The following is a 21645-nucleotide window of genomic DNA, read 5'->3' as shown; positions in this document are numbered from 1 at the left end:
TCTGCCGGGTGTCCCTTGGCGGGCGGCTGCGGGTGCGTCGTGGCTGGTCGCGCAGTTCCCCGCGCCCCTGGAGCATGCGGCTTCGCCGCAGCCCCACGGGGCGCGACCAGCCCCCACCGGCCCGCAGCCGACCGCGTCACCCCAAACTGACCCGAGGTTCCCCGCCTGCCTCAAGTTCCAGCACCCACACCTCGTTCAACCCTTCCCGCAACACCGGCCCCGGCACATACAACGACCCCTGCGGCCCGGCCGCCCAGTACCGGCCCAGGCAGAACCCGTTCACCCACACGAACCCCCGCCCCCACCCGGGAAGGGCCAGCGACGCGTCGCCCGGGCCGGACACCGGGAACGACCCCCGGTACAGGCCCCGTTCCCCACCGGAAGGCACCCCCGACACCAGCCCCGCCACCCGCTCGGCGGAGAACGCGTCCAGGCGCAGCCCCCGCGCCCGCACCCCGTGCAGGAACTGCCGCTCGTGCAGCAGCCCGCCCGTGATGCCCTTCGACTCACCCGTACGCGGGCCGTAGTTGACCCGGCCGAGCGACTCCACCCACAGCTCCACGCGCGCGTGCCCCGCGACATCCCGCGCCAGCTGCGGCTCGGCCTCCGTGAGGACCCCGGCCCGCTCCCCGTCGACGTACACGACCGCGAGATCCCGCAGCCCGGCCGCCCGCAACGGATACGGCTGCCGCGGCCCGGGCACCGTCACCGCGTACCGGACCAGGCCGCGGTCCACGTCCAGCTCCTCGAACGACGGCGGCACCGCGTACTCCGCCTCGGGGCCGCCCAGCGCCTCCAGGACCCCGTCGAGCGCCGTGAAGGCGGTCAGCTCGGCCGTGACCGGCGCCGCGAGCGCCGCCGGCTGTCCGGGCAGCTCCGGCAGCGGACCGTCCGCGTACGCGCCCAGCACCTCCCGGAACAGCCAGAACTTCTCCGTGGGCCGCCCGAACTCGTCGATCGGCGCGTCATAGTCGTACGACGTGACATCCGGCTCCAGCGGCCCGTCGTGCAGCGCGCCCCCGCCCCGGTTCGCGCCCGCCCAGCCCCCGAAACTCGTCCCGCCGTGCGCCATGTACAGGTTCACCGACGCCCCGCACTCCAGGATCTCCCGCAGCGCCCGCGCCGCGTCCCCGGCGTCCCGTACGACATGTTCGGCTCCCCAGTGGTCGAACCAGCCGCACCAGAACTCCATGCACATCAGCGGCCCCTTGGGGCGGTGCTTGCGCAGCGTCGCGAAGCCCTCGCGCGCGTGGGAGCCGAAATTCGCCGTCGCCAAGATCCCCGGAACCGAACCGCCCGTCAGCATGTGGTCCTCGGGACCGTCCGACGTGAACAGCGGCACCGTCACCCCGAGTTCGACGAGAAGGCCGGCAAGAGCGCGCAAGTAGAGGTGGTCCGAGCCGTAACTGCCGTACTCGTTCTCCACCTGCACCATGATCACCGGGCCGCCCCGGTCGATCTGCCGCTCCACGACATGCGGCAGCAGCGCCCCGAACCACCGCTCTACGTAAGACAAGAACTCCGCATCCCTTGTGCGGATCCGCGACCCGAGGGCGCCCGTCACCCAGTGCGGCAGGCCGCCGTTCTCCCACTCGGCACAGATGTAGGGCCCCGGCCGCACGATCGCCCACAGCCCCGCCTCCTGCGCCGCGTCCAGGAAGCGGCCCAGCGCCGCCGCGTCGTGCACCTCACCGGGGCGCGGCTCGTGCAGATTCCACGGCACGTACGTCTCCACGCAGTTCAGGCCCATCGCCCGCAGCATCCGCAGCCGGTGCGGCCACTGCTCCTCGTGCACCCGGAAGTAGTGCAAGGCCCCCGAAAGCAGCCGCACCGGCCGCCCGTCCACCTCGAAGTCGTCCTCGCCCACCCTGAACTCGGCCATCACGTGCTCCTCCATGCCTGATAGGCGCATCACCTACCGGCCGCCACCCTCACCTCTGGCGGACGGCACGGTCCATGGACAAAGATCGGCTGTTGTTGGACGGCTCTTGTCGGCTCCCGCCGGCCGAGGGGCAGGCGCGCGAAACACCACGGGAGGGGACACATGTCCACATACCACACCTGGATGCGCTACTTCACGCCCAGCCCGGTCCACCACCGCCTCGGCCTCGTCTGCCTCGGCGTCGGCCTCCAGCACGGCCTGCTGCCCACCGTCGGACCCCGCACCCTCGACCACCACGTCGCCGTCGTCGTCACCGCCGGCAGCGGCTGGTACCAGGACGCCGAAGGACGCCGCACCCACCTCACCGCCCCCGCCCTGATCTGGCTCACCCCCGGCCGCCCCCACCACTACGGCGCCGACCCCGGCACCGGCTGGGACGAGTGCTTCGTCGACTTCACCGGACCCGCCACCGCCACGTACACCGAACTCGGCTACATCGAACCCGAGCGGCCCGTCGTCGCCCTCTCCGACGCCGCGCAGGCCCGCGCCGCCGTCGGCCGCATCGCCCGCGCCGCCCGCCGCGGCAACCCGCTCCTGGAGGTCGAGACCGGCGCCGCCGTCCACGAACTCCTCGTCGCCCTGCGCCGCGCCCGCGCCGACATGGCCCCCGACGGCGACCCCGTCCTCCAGGCTCTCGCCCGCGACGCCTTCCAGCCGCTGTCCGTCGCCGAACACGCCGCCCGGCACGGCATGACCCCCGCCGAACTGCGCACCGCCGTGCGCCGCGGCGCCGGATGCAGCCCCAAGGACTACCTCCTCGGCATCCGCCTCGGCCGCGCCAAGGAACTCCTCGCCGCCACCGAACTGCCCGTCGCCGCCGTCGCCCGCCGCGTCGGCTACGACGACCCCGCCTACTTCTCCCGCCTGTTCACCCGCCGCGTCGGCACCGCCCCCGTCCGCTTCCGCGAACAACAGGGCCGCGCCGTACCCGGCGGCTGGTCCGACAAGATCCCCGACCCCGACGACCCGCCCATGCTCCACGTAGGGTGATCCGTCATGACCACCAGCACGCCTCAGGACCAGCCGGCCGTCGACCCGGAGGTGCGTGCCGAACTCGGCCGCCTGCGCGACAGCATCGACAACATCGACGCCGCCGTCGTCCACATGCTCGCCGAACGCTTCAAATGCACCCAGCAGGTCGGCCACCTCAAGGCCCAGCACGCCCTGCCCCCGGCCGACCCGGCCCGCGAGTCCCGCCAGATCGAGCGCCTGCGCCAACTCGCCGAGAACGCCAAACTCGACCCGGCCTTCGCGGAGAAGTTCCTCAATTTCATTATTTCCGAGGTCATCCGCCACCACGAACAGATCGCGGCGGGTTCAAGCCCTTCCGGCGATTGAGGAGCGGGGTCCGGGGCGGAGCCCCGCGACCTCCGGGCGAACCCCCTGTCCCGATGTCCGTGCCATCAGGCAGCATGACCCCATGTCCGTACTGACGCGCGACGAAGCGCAGAACCGAGCCCGGCTCATCGACGTCCAGCGGTACACGGTCGACCTCGACCTGACCACCGGCGCCGACACCTTCGACTCCCGCACCGTGATCCGGTTCACCGCCCACACCCCGGGCGACACCTTCGTCGAACTCAAGCCCGCCACCCTGCGCTCCGTCACGCTCGACGGACAGCCCCTCGACCCCGCCGCCCTCGACGGCAACAGGCTGCCGCTCACCGGCCTCACCCCCGGCCCGCACGAACTGCGCCTCGACACCGCCATGCGGTACTCGCACACCGGCGAGGGCATGCACCGCTTCACCGACCCCACCGACGGCGAGACGTACGTCTACACGCAGCTGTTCATGGAAGACGTCCAGCGCGTCTTCGCCGCCTTCGACCAGCCCGACCTCAAGGCCGTCTTCGACCTCACCGTCAAGGCCCCCGAAGGCTGGACCGTCCTCGCCAACGGCGTCACCGAGCACCTGGGGGAGGGGACCTGGCAGGCCGCCACCACCCCCCTCCTGTCCACCTATCTCGTCGCGGTCGCCGCGGGCCCCTGGCACTCCGTGCGCACCGAGCACCGCGGCCTGCCCTTCGGCCTGCACTGCCGCCGCTCGCTGGCGCCCTACCTGGACGCCGACGCCGACGAGATCCTCGACATCACGCGCGCGTGCTTCGACCGCTACCACGAGAAGTTCGAGGAGCCCTACCCCTTCGACTCCTACGATCAGGCGTTCGTCCCCGAGTTCAACGCGGGGGCGATGGAGAACCCCGGCCTCGTCACCTTCCGCGACGAGTTCGTCTACCGCTCCGCCGTCACCGACACCGAGCGCCAGACCCGCGCCATGGTCGTCGCCCACGAGATGGCCCACATGTGGTTCGGCGACCTCGTCACCCTCCAGTGGTGGGACGACATCTGGCTGAACGAGTCGTTCGCCGAGTACATGGGCTACCAGACCCTCACCGAAGCCACCCGCTTCACCGACACCTGGGTCGACTTCGGCGTCGCCCGCAAGGCCTGGGGCTACGACGCCGACCAGCGGCCCTCCACCCACCCCGTCGCCCCCGACGCCGTCCCCGACACGGCCTCCGCCCTGCTCAACTTCGACGGCATCTCCTACGCCAAGGGCGCCTCCGCACTACGGCAGTTGGTGACCTGGCTCGGCGAGAAGGACTTCCTCGCCGGGATCAACACCCACTTCAAGCGCCACAAGTTCGCCAACGCCACCCTCGCCGACTTCATCGACTCCCTCGCCCACCACACCGAGCGCGACGTCCACGCCTGGGCCGACGCCTGGCTGCGCACCACCGGAGTCGACACCCTCACCACCCAGGTCACCGAGGGCACCGACGCCACCTGGACACTCACCGTCGACCGGCAGGGCAGCCGCCCGCACCGCATCGCCGTCGGCCTCTACGACCGCGACCCCGCCGACGGCAGCGCCTTCGTGCTGCGCGAGCGCGTCGACGTCGACGTCCCCGGAGAGCCCCTCACCCTGCGCGGCGCCCGACCCGCCCTGATCGTCCCCAACGACCAGGACCTCACCTACGCCAAGGTCCGCCTCGACGCCGACTCCCAGGAAGCGGCCCTGCGCGGCCTGTCCGGCCTCCCCGGCCCGCTCACCCGCGCCGTCCTGTGGAACGCGCTGCGCGACATGGTCCGCGACGGCCAACTGGCGCCCGCCGCCTACCTGGAGACCGCCGCCGCCCACCTCCCCGCCGAGAGCGACCTCGCCCTCGTCCAGGGCGTCCTCGCCTTCGCCCGCACCCAGGTCGCCGACCGCTACAGCACCCCCGCCGACCGCCCCGCCGCCCTCACCCTGCTCACCGCCCTCGGCGAGGACCTCCTGGCCCGCACCGCCGACGGCACCGACCCCGGCCTGCGCCTGACCGCCGTACGCCACCTCATCGACACCGCCCAGCACGCCGACACCATCCGCGGCTGGTACGACAACGCGGGCATCCCCGACGGCCCCGACCTCGACCCCGAACTGCGCTGGCGCATCCTCGCCCGGATGAGCGTCCTCGGCGCCATCGACGACGCCGTCATCGAGGCCGAACTCGCCCACGACCCCAGCGCCACCGGACAGGAAGGCGCCGCCCGCTGCCGCGCCGCCCTGCCCGACCCGCAGGCCAAACAGGCCGCCTGGGACGCCCTGTTCACCACCGACCCGGGCGGCGAACTGTCCAACTACCTGTTCACCGCCACCGCCCAGGGCTTCTGGCAGCCCGAACAGGCCGACCTGCTGCGCCGCTACGTACCCCGCTACTTCAGCGACGCCCCCGCCCTCGCCGACCGCCGCGGCCCCGCCATCGCCGACGCCGCCGGGCGGTACGCGTTCCCCGCCTACGCCATCGACGCCGAGACCCTGCGCCTGGGCGAACAGTGCCTCGCCGGCGGAGCGCCCAGCCCCGCCCTGCGCCGCAAGCTCGTCGACCAACTCGACGACCTCGCCCGCGCGTTGAAGGTCCAGGAGGCCACCGGCGCGTAACCGCGCGAGCCCGTCACGGGGCGCCGTCCGCCGACCCGGCGGGCGGCGCCCCGCCGCGTTCCCGACCCCCGCCACACCTGATCAGACCCGGCACGAATTGATCAGAACGCGACGGCCCGGGTCCCTCTATCCGGTGGTCTCACCCGAAACCCCCACACGCCGCCCCCCACCGCTCCAGGCTGGTGCACCACGGCCGCACGACCGCCCCGTACGCGCGTACGCCACACGCACGCGCGAGGCCCCCACCGCACCGAAGGACGCCCATGAGCACGCTGCCGCCCCCAGGGCCTGGGCCGAGTTCTCCCTCGGCGTCGCAACGCCCGGCACGCTCCCCCATCCCCGAACCTGCTTCGCAGGATCGGGCGGGAGGGACCCCCTTCGCCGCACCGGACGAACGCCCTGGTGGCTCCGCTACGAGGACGCCCGCCCGGCACACCGGGAGCACGCACCGAGCGCCGCTCCTTCTCCCGAAGGAGAACCCGACCCAGGCCCTGGCCGGAGGCACCCAAGGCCCCCACGCCCTGAGGCCGCTCCTCGACACCGTCCTCGACGCACTCCACGACGGCGCCACCCGCCGCGGCGGCCCCCTCCCCGCCGGAGGCCCCGACACCGTCACCGCCCAACTCCACGCCCACGTGGGCGAGGTGCTCCCCGAGCACGGCACCGGCGCCGACACCGCCCTGCGCACCCTCGTCACCGCCCTCGCCGAAGGCGCCGCCGACCCCGCCGACCCCCTGTGCGCCGCCCACCTGCACTGCCCGCCGCTCGCCGTCGCCACCGCCGCCGACCTCGCCGCCAGCGCCCTCAACCCCTCCATGGACTCCTGGGACCAGGCCCCCGCCGCCTCCGCCCTCGAAGCCCTCGTCACCCGCGCCCTCGCCCACGAGGTCTACGGCGACGCCTCCGGCAGCGACGCCCTGGTCACCACCGGCGGCACCGAAGCCAACCAGCTCGCCGTCCTCCTCGCCCGCGAACACCACCCCCACGCGGGCCCCCTGCGCCTCCTCGTCGGCGCCAACGCCCACCACAGCCTCGCCCGCGCCGCCTGGCTCCTCGGCCTGCCCGACCCCGTCGTCCTGCCCGCCCCCACCGGCACCCTCGACCCCGCCGCCCTCGACGACGCCCTCACCGACGTCCCCGGACCCAAACTCGTCGCCGCCACCGCGGGCACCACCGACGCCGGCCTCATCGACCCCCTCCCCGAGATCGCCGACATCTGCGAACACCACGGCGCCCGCCTCCACATCGACGCCGCCTACGGAGCAGGCCTCCTCTTCAGCACCCGCCACCGCGCCCAGCTCGACGGCCTCACCCGCGCCCACACCGTCACCCTCGACCTCCACAAACTCGGCTGGCAGCCCGTCGCCGCAGGCCTCCTCGCCGTACGCGACCACAGCGACACCCGCGCCCTCACCCACACCGCCGACTACCTCAACGCCGACGACGACACCGAAGCAGGACTCCCCGACCTCCTCGGCCGCTCCCTGCGCACCACCCGGCGCCCCGACATCCTCAAAACCGCCGTCACCCTCAAAGCCCTCGGCCGCACCGGCATCGCCACCCTCGTCGACCACGTCGCCGCCCTCGCCCACCACCTCGCGCGACTCATCGACGCACACCCCCACTTCGACCTCTACGACACCCCCACCCTCACCACCGTCCTGTTCCGGCCCACCGGAGCGAGCGACGACCGCGTCGCCGCCATCCGCCGCGACCTCCTCACCGAAGGCCGCGCCGTCCTCGGCCGCGCCCGCATGGACGGAACGCTCTGGCTCAAAGCCACCCTGCTCAACCCGCACACCGAACCCGGCGACCTCGCCGCACTCCTGAAACTGGTGGAAGGACACACCGCCCGATGAACGCCGCGCCCGCCCCCACCCCCCAGCCCACCGAAGCACCCCGCGACCTCGTCGGCATCGGCATCGGCCCCTTCAACCTCTCCCTCGCCGCCCTCGCCCACCCCCTCACCGAACTCGACACCGCGTTCTACGACCAGCGGCCCGCCTTCCACTGGCACCCCGGCCTCCTCATCGACGGCGCCACCCTCCAAGTCCCCTTCCTCGCCGACCTGGTGACCCTCGCCGACCCCACCAGCAACTGGACGTTCCTCAACTACCTCAAGACCCGCGAGCGCCTCTTCCCCTTCTACTTCGCCGAGCGCTTCCACATCCAGCGCACCGAATACGACGCCTACTGCCGCTGGGTCAGCGAGCACCTCCCCGGACTCCACTTCAACCACCAGGTCGACGCCGTCCGCTGGAACCCCGAACGCACCCTGTTCGAAGTCGACTTCACCCAACTCGACGACCAGGGCGAAGCCGAAGCCCTCGGCCGCACCTACACCAAGAACATCGCCCTCGGCGTCGGCACCGAGCCCTACGTCCCCGACCCCCTCAAGCCCCTCGCCGACGCACCCACCGTGCCCGTCATCCACTCCGCCGACTACCTCACCCACCGCGACCGCCTCCTCGCCGCCGACCACATCACCGTCATCGGCAGCGGCCAGTCCGGCGCCGAGATCTTCCTCGACCTGCTCCGCGCCCGCCCCGCAGGCCACGAGAAGATCCACTGGCTCGCCCGCACCGAAGCGTTCGCCCCCATGGAATACAGCAAACTCGGCCTCGAACACTTCACCCCCGACTACACCCGCTACTTCCACGCCCTCCCCGAAGCCGAACGCGACCGCCTCGTCCCCGCCCAATGGCAACTCCACAAGGGCATCGACGCCGACACCATCGCCGCCATCCACGAAGAGCTCTACCAGCGCACCCTCCACGGCGGCTGGCCCGACGCCACCCTCACCCCCGGCGTCAGCGTCCGCACCGCCGGCCGCGTCGCCGCCACCAAAGTCGAACTCCACCTCGAACACCGCCAGCAGGGCACCCGCTCCCGCCTCACCACCGACGCCGTCGTCCTCGCCACCGGCTACAAGGAACGCCCCCTCGGCCAGATGCTCGCCGGCCTCGACCCCTACCTCCGCCGCGACACCGCCGAACGCCCCCGTATCGACGAGGACTTCCGCCTGGTCCTCGACGAGTCGGTACAAGGAGCGGTCTACGTCCAGAACGCCGAACGCCACACCCACGGCGTCGGCGCCCCCGACCTCGGACTCGCCGCCTGGCGCAGCGCCACCATCCTCAACACCCTCACCGGCAAGGACCCCTACCCCCAGCCTCGCCGCACCGCCTTCACCACCTTCGGCCTCACCGGCCACGAAAACCGCGCCCCCCACACCCCGACCGGGGCAGGAGAGCGCGGCAACCTGATCAAACTCGTCGACTGACCACCCGAGCGATCAGGCGAACACCGGCGTCCCGTCCCGCGTCAACTTCCAGTCCACCGAAGCGAAATCGGCCGGGTCGAGGACGCCCTTCGCCGTCACCCACTCCGCGATCCGCGTCCGGATCTCCGTCGACTCCGCCCACAGCTCCTGCGCCGTCGCCACCCCCGGGAACGCGCCCCCACCGTTCGCCCGGTAGTTGTTCACCGCGAACACGAACTGCGCCGCGTCATCCAGCGCCGCGCCGCCGAACGTCAGATTCTTGATCCGCGAACCCGCCGGCTGTGCGATGTCGATCTCGTACGAAACCCCCGACACATAGTCGTAGTTGTAGTCCGGCCGGTTGCCCGCGTTCGTCAGCTTCTCCACGTCCACCGGCGCACCCGCCGCCGTCTGCACGAAGTACTGAGCCGAGTACTCCAGGTACGCCCGCACCTGCGCACCCGTCATCAACTTCGCTACCAGCGTGTTGTCGTACACATACAGACCCGACAGATCCCGGATCGTCACATCACCCGCCGGGATCTCCGACGTACGCGAGAACGGCGACGCCTGCGAAAGGACCGGAAGCGACGCGTACTGCGTCGACTTCAGCGCCTCCGTCACCACATCGGCCTGCACCTTGTTGATCAGATCGATGATCGGCGCATCCTTGTAGCGCGCCTCCACCGTCGTCAGCGTCGTCGTCGCCCGGCCCACCACCTGGTTCACGTACTTCACGACCAGCGCGTGCTCGTCTGCGAGCAGCTTCGTGATCTTCGGATCGTCCGCCACCGACGCCGAGTTCAGCAGCTTCGACGACGCCGACACCACCGACCAGCGACCCTTGTCCCACTCCAGCTCGAAGTCGAACAACGCAAGACGCTCCGCGTAACACAGCGGCTCCGACAGCACGACCGACTTGCCCGTCTCGTCGTTCGTCACCAGCTGCTGCGGGATCTCCACATGCGCGTGCCCGACCAGGATCGCGTCGATCCCCGGCACCGTCTTCGCCACGTTCGCCGCCGCGTTCTCCACATACGGCAACTGGTCACCCCACGACGACGTCCCCGACGCCCCCGAGTGCGCCGAGATGATCACCACGTCGGCGCCCATCGACCGCAGCTTCGGCACCCACAGCGCGGCCTGCTCCTCAAGCCCCGGGAACTTCAACACGCCCTGCACATACGCCTTGTCCCAGATCGCGATCCCCGGGTTCGTCAGCCCCAGGATCGCCACCTTCACATCCTTGCCGTGCGGCGTCCGCATCGTCTTGATGACGTACGGCCTGAACGCCGGCTTCTCCGTCTTCGCGTCCACCGCGTTCGCACCGAGCAGCGGGAAATTCAGCTGCGACTCGAACTTGCGCAGCGTGTCGATGCCGTAGTTGAACTCGTGATTGCCGAGCGCCGCCGCGTCGTACCCGATCGCGTTCATCGCCTGGGCCATCGGGTGCACCGGACCGTTCTCCGCGGTGATCGGATCCACCCGCGCGAAGTAGTACGTCAGCGGCGTCCCCTGGATCGTGTCACCCGCGTCGATCAGCAGCGTGTTGTGCCGGCCCTTCTCCTCCCGCACCTGCTGCACCAGCGTCGAGATCCGCGACAGACCCTGCGCGTTGCCCGCCGTGTCCTTGTACTCGGCGTCCTTGAAGTAGTCCCAGTTGAAGACGTGACCGTGCAGATCCGTGGTCCCCATCACGGTGAACGAGTACCGCTTCCTCTTCTTGGCCCCGCCCCCCTGCGCGGCCTCGGCCGACGGCGCCACCACGGCACCCGCGAGCGCGACACCCGCCCCGGTCGCGGCGGACTTGCCCAGGAAGGATCTGCGGTTCAACGGCATGGAAAGGCTCCTGACCTTCAAGACGTTCGTACGGAGGAACACAGCACTGCAACGCGCGTAGATTCTGGCCCAGCCGGCCCACCCCGCAACACCCCTTACAGGTTTCGATCTGATGACCTGAGCCCGAACCCGAACGGTGACAAAGTGGGACCCATGACCCACCACACCCCCACTCCGAGCGGCCCCTACGGCACCCCCGAAGCCCCCCGCCTCGCCGTCCGCGGCGAAGCCCACCTCGAAGCCGACCCCGAACTCGCCCGCATCACCGTCACCGTCACCGCCCGCGGCACCGACCGCCGCACCACCCTCGACGACCTCACCCGCCGCAACACCACCACCCTCGACCTCATCAAGTCCTACGGCGACTGCGTCGAAAAGCTCGAGACCGGCACCCTCTCCCTCACCCCCGAATTCGCCCGGCACGGCCGCGGCGAACGCATCCGCACCTACCACGGCACCCTCCACATCACCGCCGAACTCACCGACTTCACCGCCCTCGGTGAACTCGCCACCCGCCTCGCCGACCTCGAACTCACCCGCGTCGACGGCCCTTGGTGGTCCCTGCGCCCCACCTCACCCGTCCACACCACCGCCCGCCGACAAGCCGTCCACGCCGCCGTCCAACGCGCCCGCGCCTACGCCGACGCCCTCGGCACCACCCTCGCCGCCCTCGTCGAACTCTCCGACACCGGCACCGACGACCACGCATGGATGGCCCGCGAAGCCGGCCCCGGCACGACCCGCGCCGCCTACGCCACAGCCGCCCCCGACGACACCGCCCCACCCCTCGACCTCGAACCCCAGCGCCAACATGTACGGGCCCAGGTCGACGCCCGCTTCACCATGAACCCGCCCGCACTCTGACCCCACCGACGGACAAAAATTGCTCATCAGAGCAGAGCCGCGCGCACATTCAAAACTTGGCGACTACTCTCCGCCGCTTGTCAATAACCCTTCATGCAAAGGTTGTTGAGTAGTCACACCAGGCCAATTCTCTACCCGCCGGTAGGGCCTAGGCTCGAACCATGCGCCGAGCAAAAATCGTCTGTACCTTGGGCCCCGCCACCGACTCGTACGAGCAGATCAAGGCACTCGTAGAAGCCGGAATGGACATCGCCCGCTTCAACCTCAGCCACGGCACCTACGCCGAACACGAGGAGCGCTACCAGCGCGTGCGAAAGGCCTCCGACGAGACCGGCCGCAGCGTCGGCATCCTCGCCGACCTTCAAGGCCCGAAGATTCGCCTCGGCCGCTTCAGCGAAGGCCCCGTACTCCTTGAACGCGGCGACGAGTTCACCATCAGCGTCGAAGACGGCATCCAGGGCGACCGCCAGACCTGCGGCACCACCTACGACGGCCTCGCCGCCGACGTCACCCCCGGCGAGCGCATCCTCGTCGACGACGGCAAAGTCAGCCTCGAAGTCACCGGCGTCGACGGCCCCCGCGTCCGCACCCAGGTCATCGAAGGCGGCATGGTCTCCGACCACAAGGGCCTCAACCTCCCCGGCGTCGCCGTCTCCGTCCCCGCCCTCAGCGACAAGGACCAGGCCGACCTCCGCTGGGCCCTGAACATCGGCGCCGACATCATCGCCCTCTCCTTCGTCCGCAGCGGCCGCGACATCGAAGACGTCCACCGCATCATGGACGAAGAAGGCCGCCACCTCCCCGTCATCGCCAAGGTCGAAAAGCCCCAGGCCGTCGACAACATCGAGGACATCGTCGCCGCATTCGACGGCATCATGGTCGCCCGCGGCGACCTCGGCGTCGAAATGCCCCTCGAACAAGTCCCGATCGTTCAAAAGCGCGCCATCAAACTCGCCAAGCGAAACGCCAAACCGGTCATCGTCGCCACCCAAATGCTCGACTCGATGATCGACAACTCCCGCCCCACCAGGGCCGAAGCAAGCGACGTCGCCAACGCCGTCATCGACGGCACGGACGCCGTCATGCTCTCCGGCGAAACCAGCGTCGGCAAATACCCCATCGAGACCGTCAAGACGATGTCCCGCATCGTCGAAGCCGCCGAGGAGGACATCCTCGCCAAGGGCCTCCCGCCGCTCACCGAACGCAACAAACCCCGCACCCAAGGCGGCGCCGTAGCCCGCGCAGCCGCCGAGATGGGCGACTTCCTCGGCGCCAAATTCCTCGTCGCCTTCACCCAGTCCGGAGACACGGTCAAGCGCCTCTCCCGCTACCGCTCCCCGATCCCCCTCCTCGCCTTCACCCCCGTACCGGCCACGCGCTCGCAGCTGAACCTCACCTGGGGCGTCGAAACCTTCCTCGGCCCCCACGTCGACTCCACCGACGCCATGGTCGCCCAGGTAGACGAACAACTCCTCAAGATCGGCCGCTGCAAGAAAGGCGACATCGTCGTCATCACCGCCGGCTCCCCGCCCGGCGTCGCCGGCTCCACCAACCTCGTCCGCGTCCACCACATCGGCGAGGACGACAGCCCCAAGTAGCCGACTACACCAACGCAGTTGGGGCCGCGCCACCCCCGTGGACGCGGCCCCCGGCCTCACGGCGTCACGATCGCGAAGCCCCCATCCGGCTTCTCCACCACAGCCAGCAACTTCTGCAACAACGACGCATCACCCTCGACCTTGATATCGCCGAGCCCCTTACCGCCCAACAAGGCGAGCAACTGCGGCTTCGTCATCGTCAGCGTCACCCCCGCCCCGGCATCCGCCTTCGCATCGCTCCTGTAGGTCAACACCCCGTTCTGCACCGTCAGGTGATAGACGACACCCAGCGCCGGGAAACTCCAGTCCATCCTGATCCGCAGATCCCACGCCTTCGGACCATTGATCCGAATCGCCACGGAGTCGATGAGCTGATCGATACTCAGTGCCATCATCATCGTCGGACTCGCCGTCGTCGACCCACCCGGCCTCACCCCGTCCGTCAGCTCCATGGCCCCCGTCAGATAGAAGTTCCGCCACACCGCGTTCTCCGTGGCATACCCCAACTTCGTGTACACGCGCGCCAGTTCAGCCTTGGCGGCCGTGTAGTCCGGGTCGGCGAACACCACATGGTTCAACAACGTCGCCGCGAACCGCAGATCCCCGTCCTTCACGAACCCCTTGGCCTTCGCGACCGTCGCCGCACGCCCACCCATCGCCTTCACATACCGCTTCGCCTCATCAACCGGCGTGTGCTCCCACAGATGCGCCGGGTTCGCATCGAACCACCCCATGTACCGCTGATAGATCCCCTTTACGTTGTGCGACAGCGACCCGTAATACCCACGATTCGCCCACCCCTCCAACGCCGGAGGCAACTGGATCTCCTCAGCGATCTCCCGCCCCGTCATCCCGATGTTGATCATCCGCAACGTCTGGTCATGCATGTACGCATACAAGTCCCGCTGCTGAGTCAGCAGTTCGGTGATCTCCTCACCGCCCCACGTCGGCCAGTGATGCGAAGCGAACGCCACATCCACCCGACCGCCGAACAGGTCGATCGACTCATTCAGGTAATGCGCCCACTCCCGCGCATCCCGCACCTGCGCACCACGCAACGTGATGATGTTGTGCATCGTGTGCGTCGCGTTCTCCGCCATGCACACGGCCCGCAGCTCCGGGAACACGAAGTTCATCTCGGCCGGCGCCTCCGTACCCGGCGTCATCTGAAACTCGATCTTCACGCCATCGACGACCTCGACCTGCCCCGTCTTCGTGATGCTCTTCGTCGGAGCGATCAGCCCCACCGTCCCGAGCGACACGTTCTGCCCCAGACCACAACCGATCTGCCCCCGCGCCGACTTGGGCAACTGCGCCCCGTACATGTACGACGAGCGTCGCGTCATCGCCGTACCGGCATACACGTTCTCGGAGACAGCGTGCTCCAGGAACCCCTCAGGCGCGATCACCGGCACATCCGCCGACGCCCCATTGGGCAGCACCCCGTACGCGCCACCGAAGTGGTCCACATGCGGATGCGTGTAGATCAGCGCCGTGACCTTCTTGTCTGCGGCGTCACGGTGATCCCGGTACAGCTTCAGGGCGGCGGCGGCCGTCTCGGCGGAGATCAGCGGATCGATGACGATGAGCCCGGTGTCACCCTCGACGATCGTCATGTTCGACAGATCGAGCCCTCGCACCTGATAGATCCGGTCGGTGACCTTGTACAGGCCCTGCTTCGCGGCCAGTTGGGACTGTCGCCACAGGCTCTTGCTCGCCGTGTCCGGGGCCTCGCCCTTCAGGAAGTCGTACGCGTCGTTGTCCCAGACCACCTTGCCGGCCGCGTTCTTGATCACGCCGGGCGTCAGCGCCGCGATGAAGCCCTTGTCGGCGTTGGCGAAATCGGTGGTGTCGTCGAAGTCAAAGTCGCCCTGGTCCGTCGCGCCGGTGCTTCCCTCGACGGCGGACGCGAACGCGGACTCGGGGCTCACGGCTACAGCGGCCGCGGCGGCACCTGCCGCTGCCGCGACGAATCGGCGCCGGTTGATCGGGCTCATGCGTACCTCTTCGGACGACGGTGAGTGTGATCCCGAACATCATCCGAGGCGGGCGGGCAGGTCAAGGCTTCCCGAGGATATTGGGGCAGGTCCCAGGGGGTGGGCGGGGCCGCTGTGACGGGTCATATTGCGGTCAGTGCTTCGGGCCCACGTGGAGATCGAGGAGGGCTACGTCTGCTTTGCGGGCCACGGAGATGTTGTACGGGTTGCCGTGCCGGGTGCAGTGCGTCCACGTGAGGCCGAGCCGGTCGAGCGTGTCGGTGAAGAGCTGCCGGATGCAGTCGGACTTGTTGGTGAAGAAGTACCGGGGGTACTCATAGCGCTTGCGCTCGCCGCCGATGATCTTCTCGGTCCAGTTCGTGATGCGGCAGCCGTCGGAGTGGATCAGGCCCCGGATGAACTCCCACGGGTGGGCGTCGACGATCTCCTGCTGCCAAGGGGCGAGGACGATCTTGCGGTCGTGCTTCTTGCCCGGTCCGTGCTGGGGGAACATGCAAGTCCAGTGCTTGGTGTAGGACTTCACCTCGGTGCAACCGGGCTTCTCGCGTCGGCTTACGGATGGGAGCGGCATCACCGTGCGCATTGCCTGCTCTGCTGCGTCGATCAGACCGACCTGGGTGGCGTTGCAGAAGATGGACAGGTGGTGCTGCTTGGGCTTGGAGATGATGTGCCCGTCTCCGAGATAGAGGCCCAGCAGATACGAGTAGGCGGCGTGATCGAAGGTACGGCCGGTGCACGTCGGGCAGTCCGTGGGCTGCTCGTACGACTCGCCGCGCGCTCGTCGATCTTCGCTGCGCCACCAGCCGATGGTGCCCCGGGGAATGTTCAGGTGCTCTGCAACGACCCGGTTGGGCACGCCCTGCCGCATGAGCGCAACCGCGTGGGCCCGGATGGAGGGGCTGTGCTGATCCATGGCGAACACACTGCGTGACTGATCGTGACGCCGCGCAGCAAAAAGCGGATGTTCACGAGAACGTGAGCATCCGCTTTCGGTGATCAATCTTCGAATCGAAGGAAAAGTGCCCCGAGTCGGATTCGAACCGACGCTGTATGGGTTTTGAATCCACCGCCTCTACCGCTGGGCTACCGGGGCTTCCTCTAAAACAAAGGTTGGCGGCCACCCGCCGTGCCCCTACCTTACCGCAGCTAGGTAGGCTCTTGGGAGCAGTACCCCCGCCCTGCATAACCAAGGAGCGCCCCCGTGACCGCCCCCGAGTCGCCCCAGCCAGTCGACGCCGCCGACGACGACAAGTCGCACGTCCCGCCGCTGACGACCCGTGTCGTCATCGCCGAGGACGAGGCCCTGATCCGCCTCGACCTCAAAGAGATGCTCGAGGAAGAGGGCTACACCGTCGTGGGTGAGGCCGGCGACGGTGAGCAGGCCATCGAGCTGGCCCGCGAGCACAAGCCCGACCTGGTGATCCTCGACGTGAAGATGCCGAAGCTGGATGGCATCAGTGCGGCGGAGAAGATCGCCGAGGAGTCCATCGCGCCGGTGCTGATGCTGACGGCGTTCTCGCAGCGTGACCTGGTCGAGCGGGCTCGTGACGCGGGTGCCATGGCGTATCTGGTGAAGCCGTTCAGCAAGAGCGATGTCGTGCCGGCGATCGAGATGGCCGTGTCCCGGTTCGCTGAGTTGAAGACGCTGGAGAACGAGGTCGCTGACCTCACGCAGCGTCTGGAGACGCGGAAGCTGGTGGACCGGGCGAAGTCGATTCTTCAGACGGAGTACGGGCTGACGGAGCCGGCGGCGTTCCGTTGGATTCAGAAGACGTCGATGGATCGTCGTCTGTCGATGCAGCAGGTCGCCGAGGCGGTCATCGAGGATGCCGCTGAGAAGAAGGCGTCGAAGGGCTGATACCGCCCCCGGAGATGAGATGAGGCCCGCGCCCCTACCAAGGGGCGCGGGCCTCATTCGCGTACGGGCGTACCGGCGGCGTCAGTCCTCGCCGAGGTATGCCTTGCGGACGGACTCGTCGTGGAGGAGGTCCTGTCCTGTCCCGGAGAGGACGATGGAGCCGACTTCCATGACGTGGCCGTGGTCGGCGAGGGAGAGGGCGGCCTGGGCGTTCTGTTCGACGAGGAGGATCGTCGTGCCCTGGGCCTTGAGTTCGACGATGGTCGCCATGATCTTCTGCATCATGATCGGCGAGAGGCCCATGGAGGGTTCGTCGAGCATGAGGAGTTTGGGCTGGGACATCAACGCCCGTCCCATGGCGAGCATTTGCTGCTCGCCGCCTGACAACGTTCCCGCGGCTTGCTTTCGGCGTTCGCCGAGGATGGGGAAGAGGTCGTAGGCGCGCTGCATGTCCTTTTCGATGCCTGCCGTGTCCTTGCGGAGGAAGGCGCCGAGTTGGAGGTTCTCCGCGATGGAGAGGCGGGGGAAGATCCTCCGCCCTTCCGGCGAGTGCGCGAGGCCCATGGCGACGATTTTGTGGGCGGGGACGGTGTTCAGCGGCTGGCCGTTGAACATGATCTTGCCGCTCAGTGGCTTCAGCAGCCCCGACAGCGTGCGCAGCGTCGTCGTCTTGCCGGCGCCGTTGGTGCCGATGAGGGTGACGACCTGGCCTTCTTCGACGCTGAAGGAGATGCCCTTGACGGCTTCGATCTTGCCGTAGGCGACCTTGAGGTCTTCGACTTCGAGGAGTGCGGTCACTTGGTGTCTCCTTCCGCGCCTTCGTAGGGGGTGCCGAGGTAGGCGGCGATGACGCGTTCGTCGCCCTGGACGACGTCGCTGGTGCCTTCGACGAGTTTTTCGCCTTGGACGAGTACGGCGACGCGGTCGCAGAGGTTGAAGATGAACCGCATGTCGTGCTCGATGACGAGGACGGCGACGCCCTTGTCGCGGATGGCGAAGACGAGTTCCTCGGTGGCCCGCGTTTCCTGCGGGTTCATGCCGGCCGTGGGCTCGTCGAGGAGGAGCAGGCCCGGTTCGCTTGCCAGGGCGCGCGCGATTTCGAGCTTGCGCTGTTCGCCGTAGGGGAGGCTGCGGGCGAGGTGGTCTCGTTTGTGGGCGAGGCCGATGAACTCGAGGAGTTCCATGGCGCGTTCTTCGCTGGTGGCTTCGGCTTTGCGGAAGCCGGGGCCGCGGAGGAGGGCTGACCAGAGGCCTTCTTTGGTCCTCGTGTGGCGGCCGACGAGGACGTTTTCCAGGACGGTCATGTTGGCGAAGAGCCGGATGTTCTGGAAGGTGCGGGCCATGCCGGCCTGGGTGACGAGGTGGGGCTTGGGGGGCAGGACGGTGCCCTTGTAGGAGACCTTGCCCTCGGTGGGGATGTAGAGGCCGGTGAGGCAGTTGAAGAAGGTGGTTTTGCCGGCGCCGTTGGGGCCGATGAGGCCGACGATCTCGCCTTCGCTGACGGTGAGATCGACGCCTCGTACGGCGGTGAGGCCGCCGAAGCGCATGGTGACGCCGCTGGCTTCGAGAACGGTGTTGGTCATGGTGGTCACGCACCTGCCTTGGTGGCCTTGGCAGCGCCGATGGTTCCTTCGGGCAGGCTCTGTTGTTCGGGGATGTCGAGTTGGCCGGTCTCGTGGAATTCGAGCTGGCGGCGGCGGTTGGCGATGATCCCCTCGGGGCGGAAGCGCATGAGGAGGACGAGGGCCAGGCCGAAGGCGAGGAGGCTGTAGTTCTGGAGGAACTGGAGCTTCTCGGGGATGAGGTAGAGGAGGCTGGCGCCGAGGAGGGGTCCGCTGACGGTTCCCATGCCGCCGAGGACGACGGCGGCGAGGAGGAAGGCGGAGTTGGGGGGTACGGCGTCGGCGAACTTGTAGGGCTGGGGGTTGACGCTGTAGTTGACGTGCGCCATGACGGTGCCCGCGAGTCCGGCGAGGGAGGCGCCGAGGGCGAAGGCGATGAGTTTGACGCGGAAGCCGTTGATGCCCATGGCGGTGGCGGCGGTTTCGTCCTCGCGGATGGCGATCCAGGCGCGGCCGATGCGGGAGTCGGCGGCGCGGGTGAAGACGAGGACGACGATCGCGGTGACGATCAGCATCAGGAAGAGGTAGTTGGCGAATCGGCCGAGGGTGAAGGAGCCGATGTCGTGGGGGACGCCGAGGTTGAAGCCGAAGATCTCGAGGTCGGGGATCTGGCTGATTCCATTGGGCCCGTTGGTGATGTTGGGGCCTGAGGAGCCGTCCATGTTGTTGACGGCGATGCGGAAGATCTCTCCGAAGCCGAGGGTGACGATGGCGAGGTAGTCGCCGCGCAGTCGCAGGGTGGGTGCGCCGATGAGGACGCCGAAGACGAGGGAGGCGGCCATGCCGGTCAACGCGGCGGCCCAGAAGGGGAATTGGGCGCCGGAGAAGCGGGAGAACTCGGAGCCGGAGACGAGGGCTGCGGCGTAGGCGCCGACGCCGAGGAAGGCGACGTATCCGAGGTCGAGGAGGCCGGTGAGGCCGACGACGATGTTCAGGCCGAGGGCGACGGTGGCGAAGATGAGGATGCTGACGCCGAGGTTGGCGTTGTGGTCGTCGCTCTGGGTGAAGGGGAAGATCGCGGCGGCGAGGAAGGCGAGGCCTGCGGCGAAGCCCTTGTGGCGGCGGCCGATGTCGGCGTAGCGGTCGAGGAGGCCGGCGTGGGTGGCGGCCCAGACGGCGAAGATGATGAGGAGCAGGTAGCCGACGAAGGTTTCGCTGTCGTCGTCGTCGATGCCGATGCCGTACGTGAAGACGATGAGGGCGATGGTGGTGCCGGCGGTGAGGACGAGGCGTTCGGCGAGGGGGCCGAGGCGGTCCGGGCGGGGCTGGTCGGACTTGGTGATGTAGTCCTTGAGCGTGGTGCCGGGCAGGGCGAGGGCGCCGATGACGGGGATCGCGGAGGCGGCCATGGCGATGTAGGCGCCGGGGTCGAGGTTGGCGAGTCCGCCGAGGTCGACGGCGATGGCGATGCCGGTGAACCAGCAGACGGTGAATCCGCTGAGGGTCATGAGGAAGACGGGGGAGGTGGCGCCTGCGGGGTTGAGGGACCGCAGGGGCTTCACGCCGTGGAGGGCGAGCCCGTACAGGAGGGTGAGGAGGCCGGCGACGAGGGCGATGATCTGGAGGCCTGCGGGGTAGCCGTAGACGGTCAGGTCGCCGGGGAATTCGTCGGTCCAGGTCCAGGACATGAAGGTGCTGGCGATGGTGCCGGCGGCGCCGATGAGGATGAGGGCGCGGGCGGTGGCGGCGGGGAGCGGGAGGAGTCCGCGCTCGGGGGCCGTGGCCGTGGTCTTGGTGGTGTCGGTCATGGTGGTCACGCCCTGTCCGCGACGCGTTCGCCGAGTAGGCCTTGTGGCCGTAGGAGGAGGACGAGGATGAGCAGGACGAAGGCCCAGACGGCGGACCAGCCCTGGCCGCCGAGTTGTTCCATGCCGGGGATGTCGGAGATGTAGGCGGTGGCCATGGCTTCGGCGAGGCCGAGGACGAGGCCGCCGAGCATGGCTCCGTAGATGTTGCCGATGCCGCCGAGGACGGCTGCGGTGAAGGCTTTGAGGCCGGCGAGGAAGCCCATGTTGTATTCGACGGCACCGTATTTGACGCCGTAGGCGACGCCGGCGACGGCGGCGAAGAGGCCGCCGATGGCGAAGGCGATGACGATGATGCGGTTGGTGTCGATGCCCATGAGCTGGGCGGTGTCCGGGTCCTGCGCGGTGGCCTGCATGGCGCGGCCGGTGCGGGAGAGGCGGACGAAGAAGGCGAGGGCGGCCATGCAGAGGGGGGCCGCGATGATGAGGAAGATGTCGCCGCTCTGGATCCGGATCGAGCCCAGGTGGTAGGGGCCGAAGGGGAGTTGGGGGAAGACGCGGGCGTTCTCTGCCTTGGGGTAGAGGTTGAAGACGAGTTGCTGGAGGGCCAGGGAGAGGCCGATGGCGGTGATGAGGGGGGCTAGTCGTGGTGCTCCCCTCAGTGGTCGGTAGGCGAACCGTTCCGCTCCGACGGCGATGAGGACGGCGACGAGTGCGCCGCCGATGAGCATCGCCGGCAGGGCTATCCACATGGATATGCCGTCCGGCAGGACGAGGTAGACGGTGAGGGCGCCGAAGCCGCCCGTCATGAAGATCTCGCCGTGGGCGAAGTTGATGAGCTGGACGATGCCGTACACCATCGTGTAGCCGATGGCGATCAGCCCGTACATCGAGCCGAGGAACAGCCCGTTGGCCAGCTGCTGCGGCAGGGTGTTCACCGCATGGCCTCCATGTGGTGGGGAGCGAGCAGGGTATGTGGGTGGGCCGCGCGGTTGA

Annotated in this window: 16 protein-coding genes and 1 tRNA gene; 8 read left to right on the top strand and 9 right to left on the bottom strand. The window is 68.9% G+C overall.

What is annotated here, in order from left to right; all coding sequences use genetic code 11:
* Positions 1 to 136 precede the first annotated feature (136 nt).
* Positions 137 to 1882, bottom strand: coding sequence for a beta-galactosidase family protein (locus AB0L37_RS13380; RefSeq protein ID WP_365503868.1), 1746 nt, complete (start codon positions 1880 to 1882; stop codon positions 137 to 139).
* 162 nt (positions 1883 to 2044) lie between these two features.
* Between AB0L37_RS13380 and AB0L37_RS13375 the strand changes: the two genes are divergently transcribed.
* From AB0L37_RS13375 to AB0L37_RS13355, 5 genes are all read left to right on the top strand, one after another.
* Positions 2045 to 2932 (top strand): AraC family transcriptional regulator, encoded by an 888-nt coding sequence (locus tag AB0L37_RS13375; protein WP_365503867.1) that lies wholly within the window; start codon positions 2045 to 2047, stop codon positions 2930 to 2932.
* Between the two features lie 6 nt (positions 2933 to 2938).
* Positions 2939 to 3280, top strand: coding sequence for a chorismate mutase (locus AB0L37_RS13370; RefSeq protein WP_365503865.1), 342 nt, complete (start codon positions 2939 to 2941; stop codon positions 3278 to 3280).
* Between the two features lie 82 nt (positions 3281 to 3362).
* A complete protein-coding gene (pepN, locus tag AB0L37_RS13365) occupies positions 3363 to 5864 on the top strand; it encodes an aminopeptidase N (RefSeq protein WP_365503863.1) in 2502 nt (833 codons plus the stop codon).
* A 491-nt stretch (positions 5865 to 6355) separates the two neighbouring features.
* Entirely contained in the window at positions 6356 to 7723 is a 1368-nt protein-coding gene (locus tag AB0L37_RS13360; protein WP_365504233.1) for an aminotransferase class V-fold PLP-dependent enzyme, read from the top strand.
* Positions 7720 to 9147, top strand: coding sequence for a SidA/IucD/PvdA family monooxygenase (locus tag AB0L37_RS13355; protein ID WP_365503861.1), 1428 nt, complete (start codon positions 7720 to 7722; stop codon positions 9145 to 9147). The genes AB0L37_RS13360 and AB0L37_RS13355 overlap by 4 nt, the downstream gene beginning before the upstream one ends.
* A 12-nt stretch (positions 9148 to 9159) precedes the next feature.
* Here AB0L37_RS13355 and AB0L37_RS13350 read toward each other — a convergent pair whose 3' ends face one another.
* On the bottom strand, positions 9160 to 10965 hold the full coding sequence (locus AB0L37_RS13350; RefSeq protein WP_365503859.1) for a 5'-nucleotidase C-terminal domain-containing protein: 1806 nt from the start codon (positions 10963 to 10965) through the stop codon (positions 9160 to 9162).
* Positions 10966 to 11118: 153 nt separating this feature from the next.
* On the opposite strand from AB0L37_RS13350, the gene AB0L37_RS13345 reads away from it, so the two are divergent.
* Both AB0L37_RS13345 and pyk read left to right on the top strand, forming a co-directional pair.
* Complete coding sequence (locus tag AB0L37_RS13345) at positions 11119 to 11829, top strand: SIMPL domain-containing protein (protein WP_365503858.1); 711 nt, start codon at positions 11119 to 11121, stop codon at positions 11827 to 11829.
* Between the two features lie 161 nt (positions 11830 to 11990).
* Positions 11991 to 13427: a pyruvate kinase gene (gene pyk / locus AB0L37_RS13340; protein ID WP_365503856.1), complete on the top strand. Its 1437-nt coding sequence runs from the start codon at positions 11991 to 11993 to the stop codon at positions 13425 to 13427.
* A gap of 56 nt (positions 13428 to 13483) precedes the next feature.
* Here the strand turns inward: pyk and AB0L37_RS13335 are convergent, their stop codons facing one another.
* From AB0L37_RS13335 to AB0L37_RS13325, 3 genes are all read right to left on the bottom strand, one after another.
* Positions 13484 to 15424, bottom strand: coding sequence for an alkyl sulfatase dimerization domain-containing protein (locus tag AB0L37_RS13335; RefSeq protein ID WP_365503855.1), 1941 nt, complete (start codon positions 15422 to 15424; stop codon positions 13484 to 13486).
* Between the two features lie 133 nt (positions 15425 to 15557).
* The gene (locus AB0L37_RS13330) at positions 15558 to 16337 is read right to left on the bottom strand and encodes a helix-turn-helix domain-containing protein (RefSeq protein ID WP_365503853.1); all 780 of its coding nucleotides are present in this window, start codon (positions 16335 to 16337) and stop codon (positions 15558 to 15560) included.
* A gap of 107 nt (positions 16338 to 16444) precedes the next feature.
* Positions 16445 to 16517, bottom strand: a tRNA-Leu gene (locus AB0L37_RS13325).
* Positions 16518 to 16625: 108 nt separating this feature from the next.
* On the opposite strand from AB0L37_RS13325, the gene AB0L37_RS13320 reads away from it, so the two are divergent.
* Entirely contained in the window at positions 16626 to 17282 is a 657-nt protein-coding gene (locus tag AB0L37_RS13320) for a response regulator (RefSeq protein ID WP_365503851.1), read from the top strand.
* Positions 17283 to 17363: 81 nt separating this feature from the next.
* On the opposite strand, the gene AB0L37_RS13315 is transcribed toward AB0L37_RS13320, so the two are convergent.
* Genes AB0L37_RS13315 through AB0L37_RS13300 form a run of 4 tightly spaced genes read right to left on the bottom strand, consistent with a single transcriptional unit; the run spans position 17364 to position 21587 of the window.
* The gene (locus AB0L37_RS13315; RefSeq protein ID WP_365503849.1) at positions 17364 to 18080 is read right to left on the bottom strand and encodes an ABC transporter ATP-binding protein; all 717 of its coding nucleotides are present in this window, start codon (positions 18078 to 18080) and stop codon (positions 17364 to 17366) included.
* A complete protein-coding gene (locus tag AB0L37_RS13310) occupies positions 18077 to 18865 on the bottom strand; it encodes an ABC transporter ATP-binding protein (RefSeq protein ID WP_365503847.1) in 789 nt (262 codons plus the stop codon). Before AB0L37_RS13310 ends, AB0L37_RS13315 begins: the two co-directional genes overlap by 4 nt.
* A gap of 5 nt (positions 18866 to 18870) precedes the next feature.
* Positions 18871 to 20652 (bottom strand): branched-chain amino acid ABC transporter permease, encoded by a 1782-nt coding sequence (locus AB0L37_RS13305; RefSeq protein WP_365504231.1) that lies wholly within the window; start codon positions 20650 to 20652, stop codon positions 18871 to 18873.
* A gap of 5 nt (positions 20653 to 20657) precedes the next feature.
* Complete coding sequence (locus AB0L37_RS13300) at positions 20658 to 21587, bottom strand: branched-chain amino acid ABC transporter permease (RefSeq protein ID WP_338695482.1); 930 nt, start codon at positions 21585 to 21587, stop codon at positions 20658 to 20660.
* Positions 21588 to 21645: the final 58 nt, after the last annotated feature.

This window comes from Streptomyces sp. NPDC052225, assembly GCF_040679615.1.
Taxonomy (GTDB): Bacteria; Actinomycetota; Actinomycetes; order Streptomycetales; family Streptomycetaceae; genus Streptomyces.
Note: the sequence above shows the minus strand (reverse complement) of the source record. Positions and strands in the feature narration are given on the sequence as shown.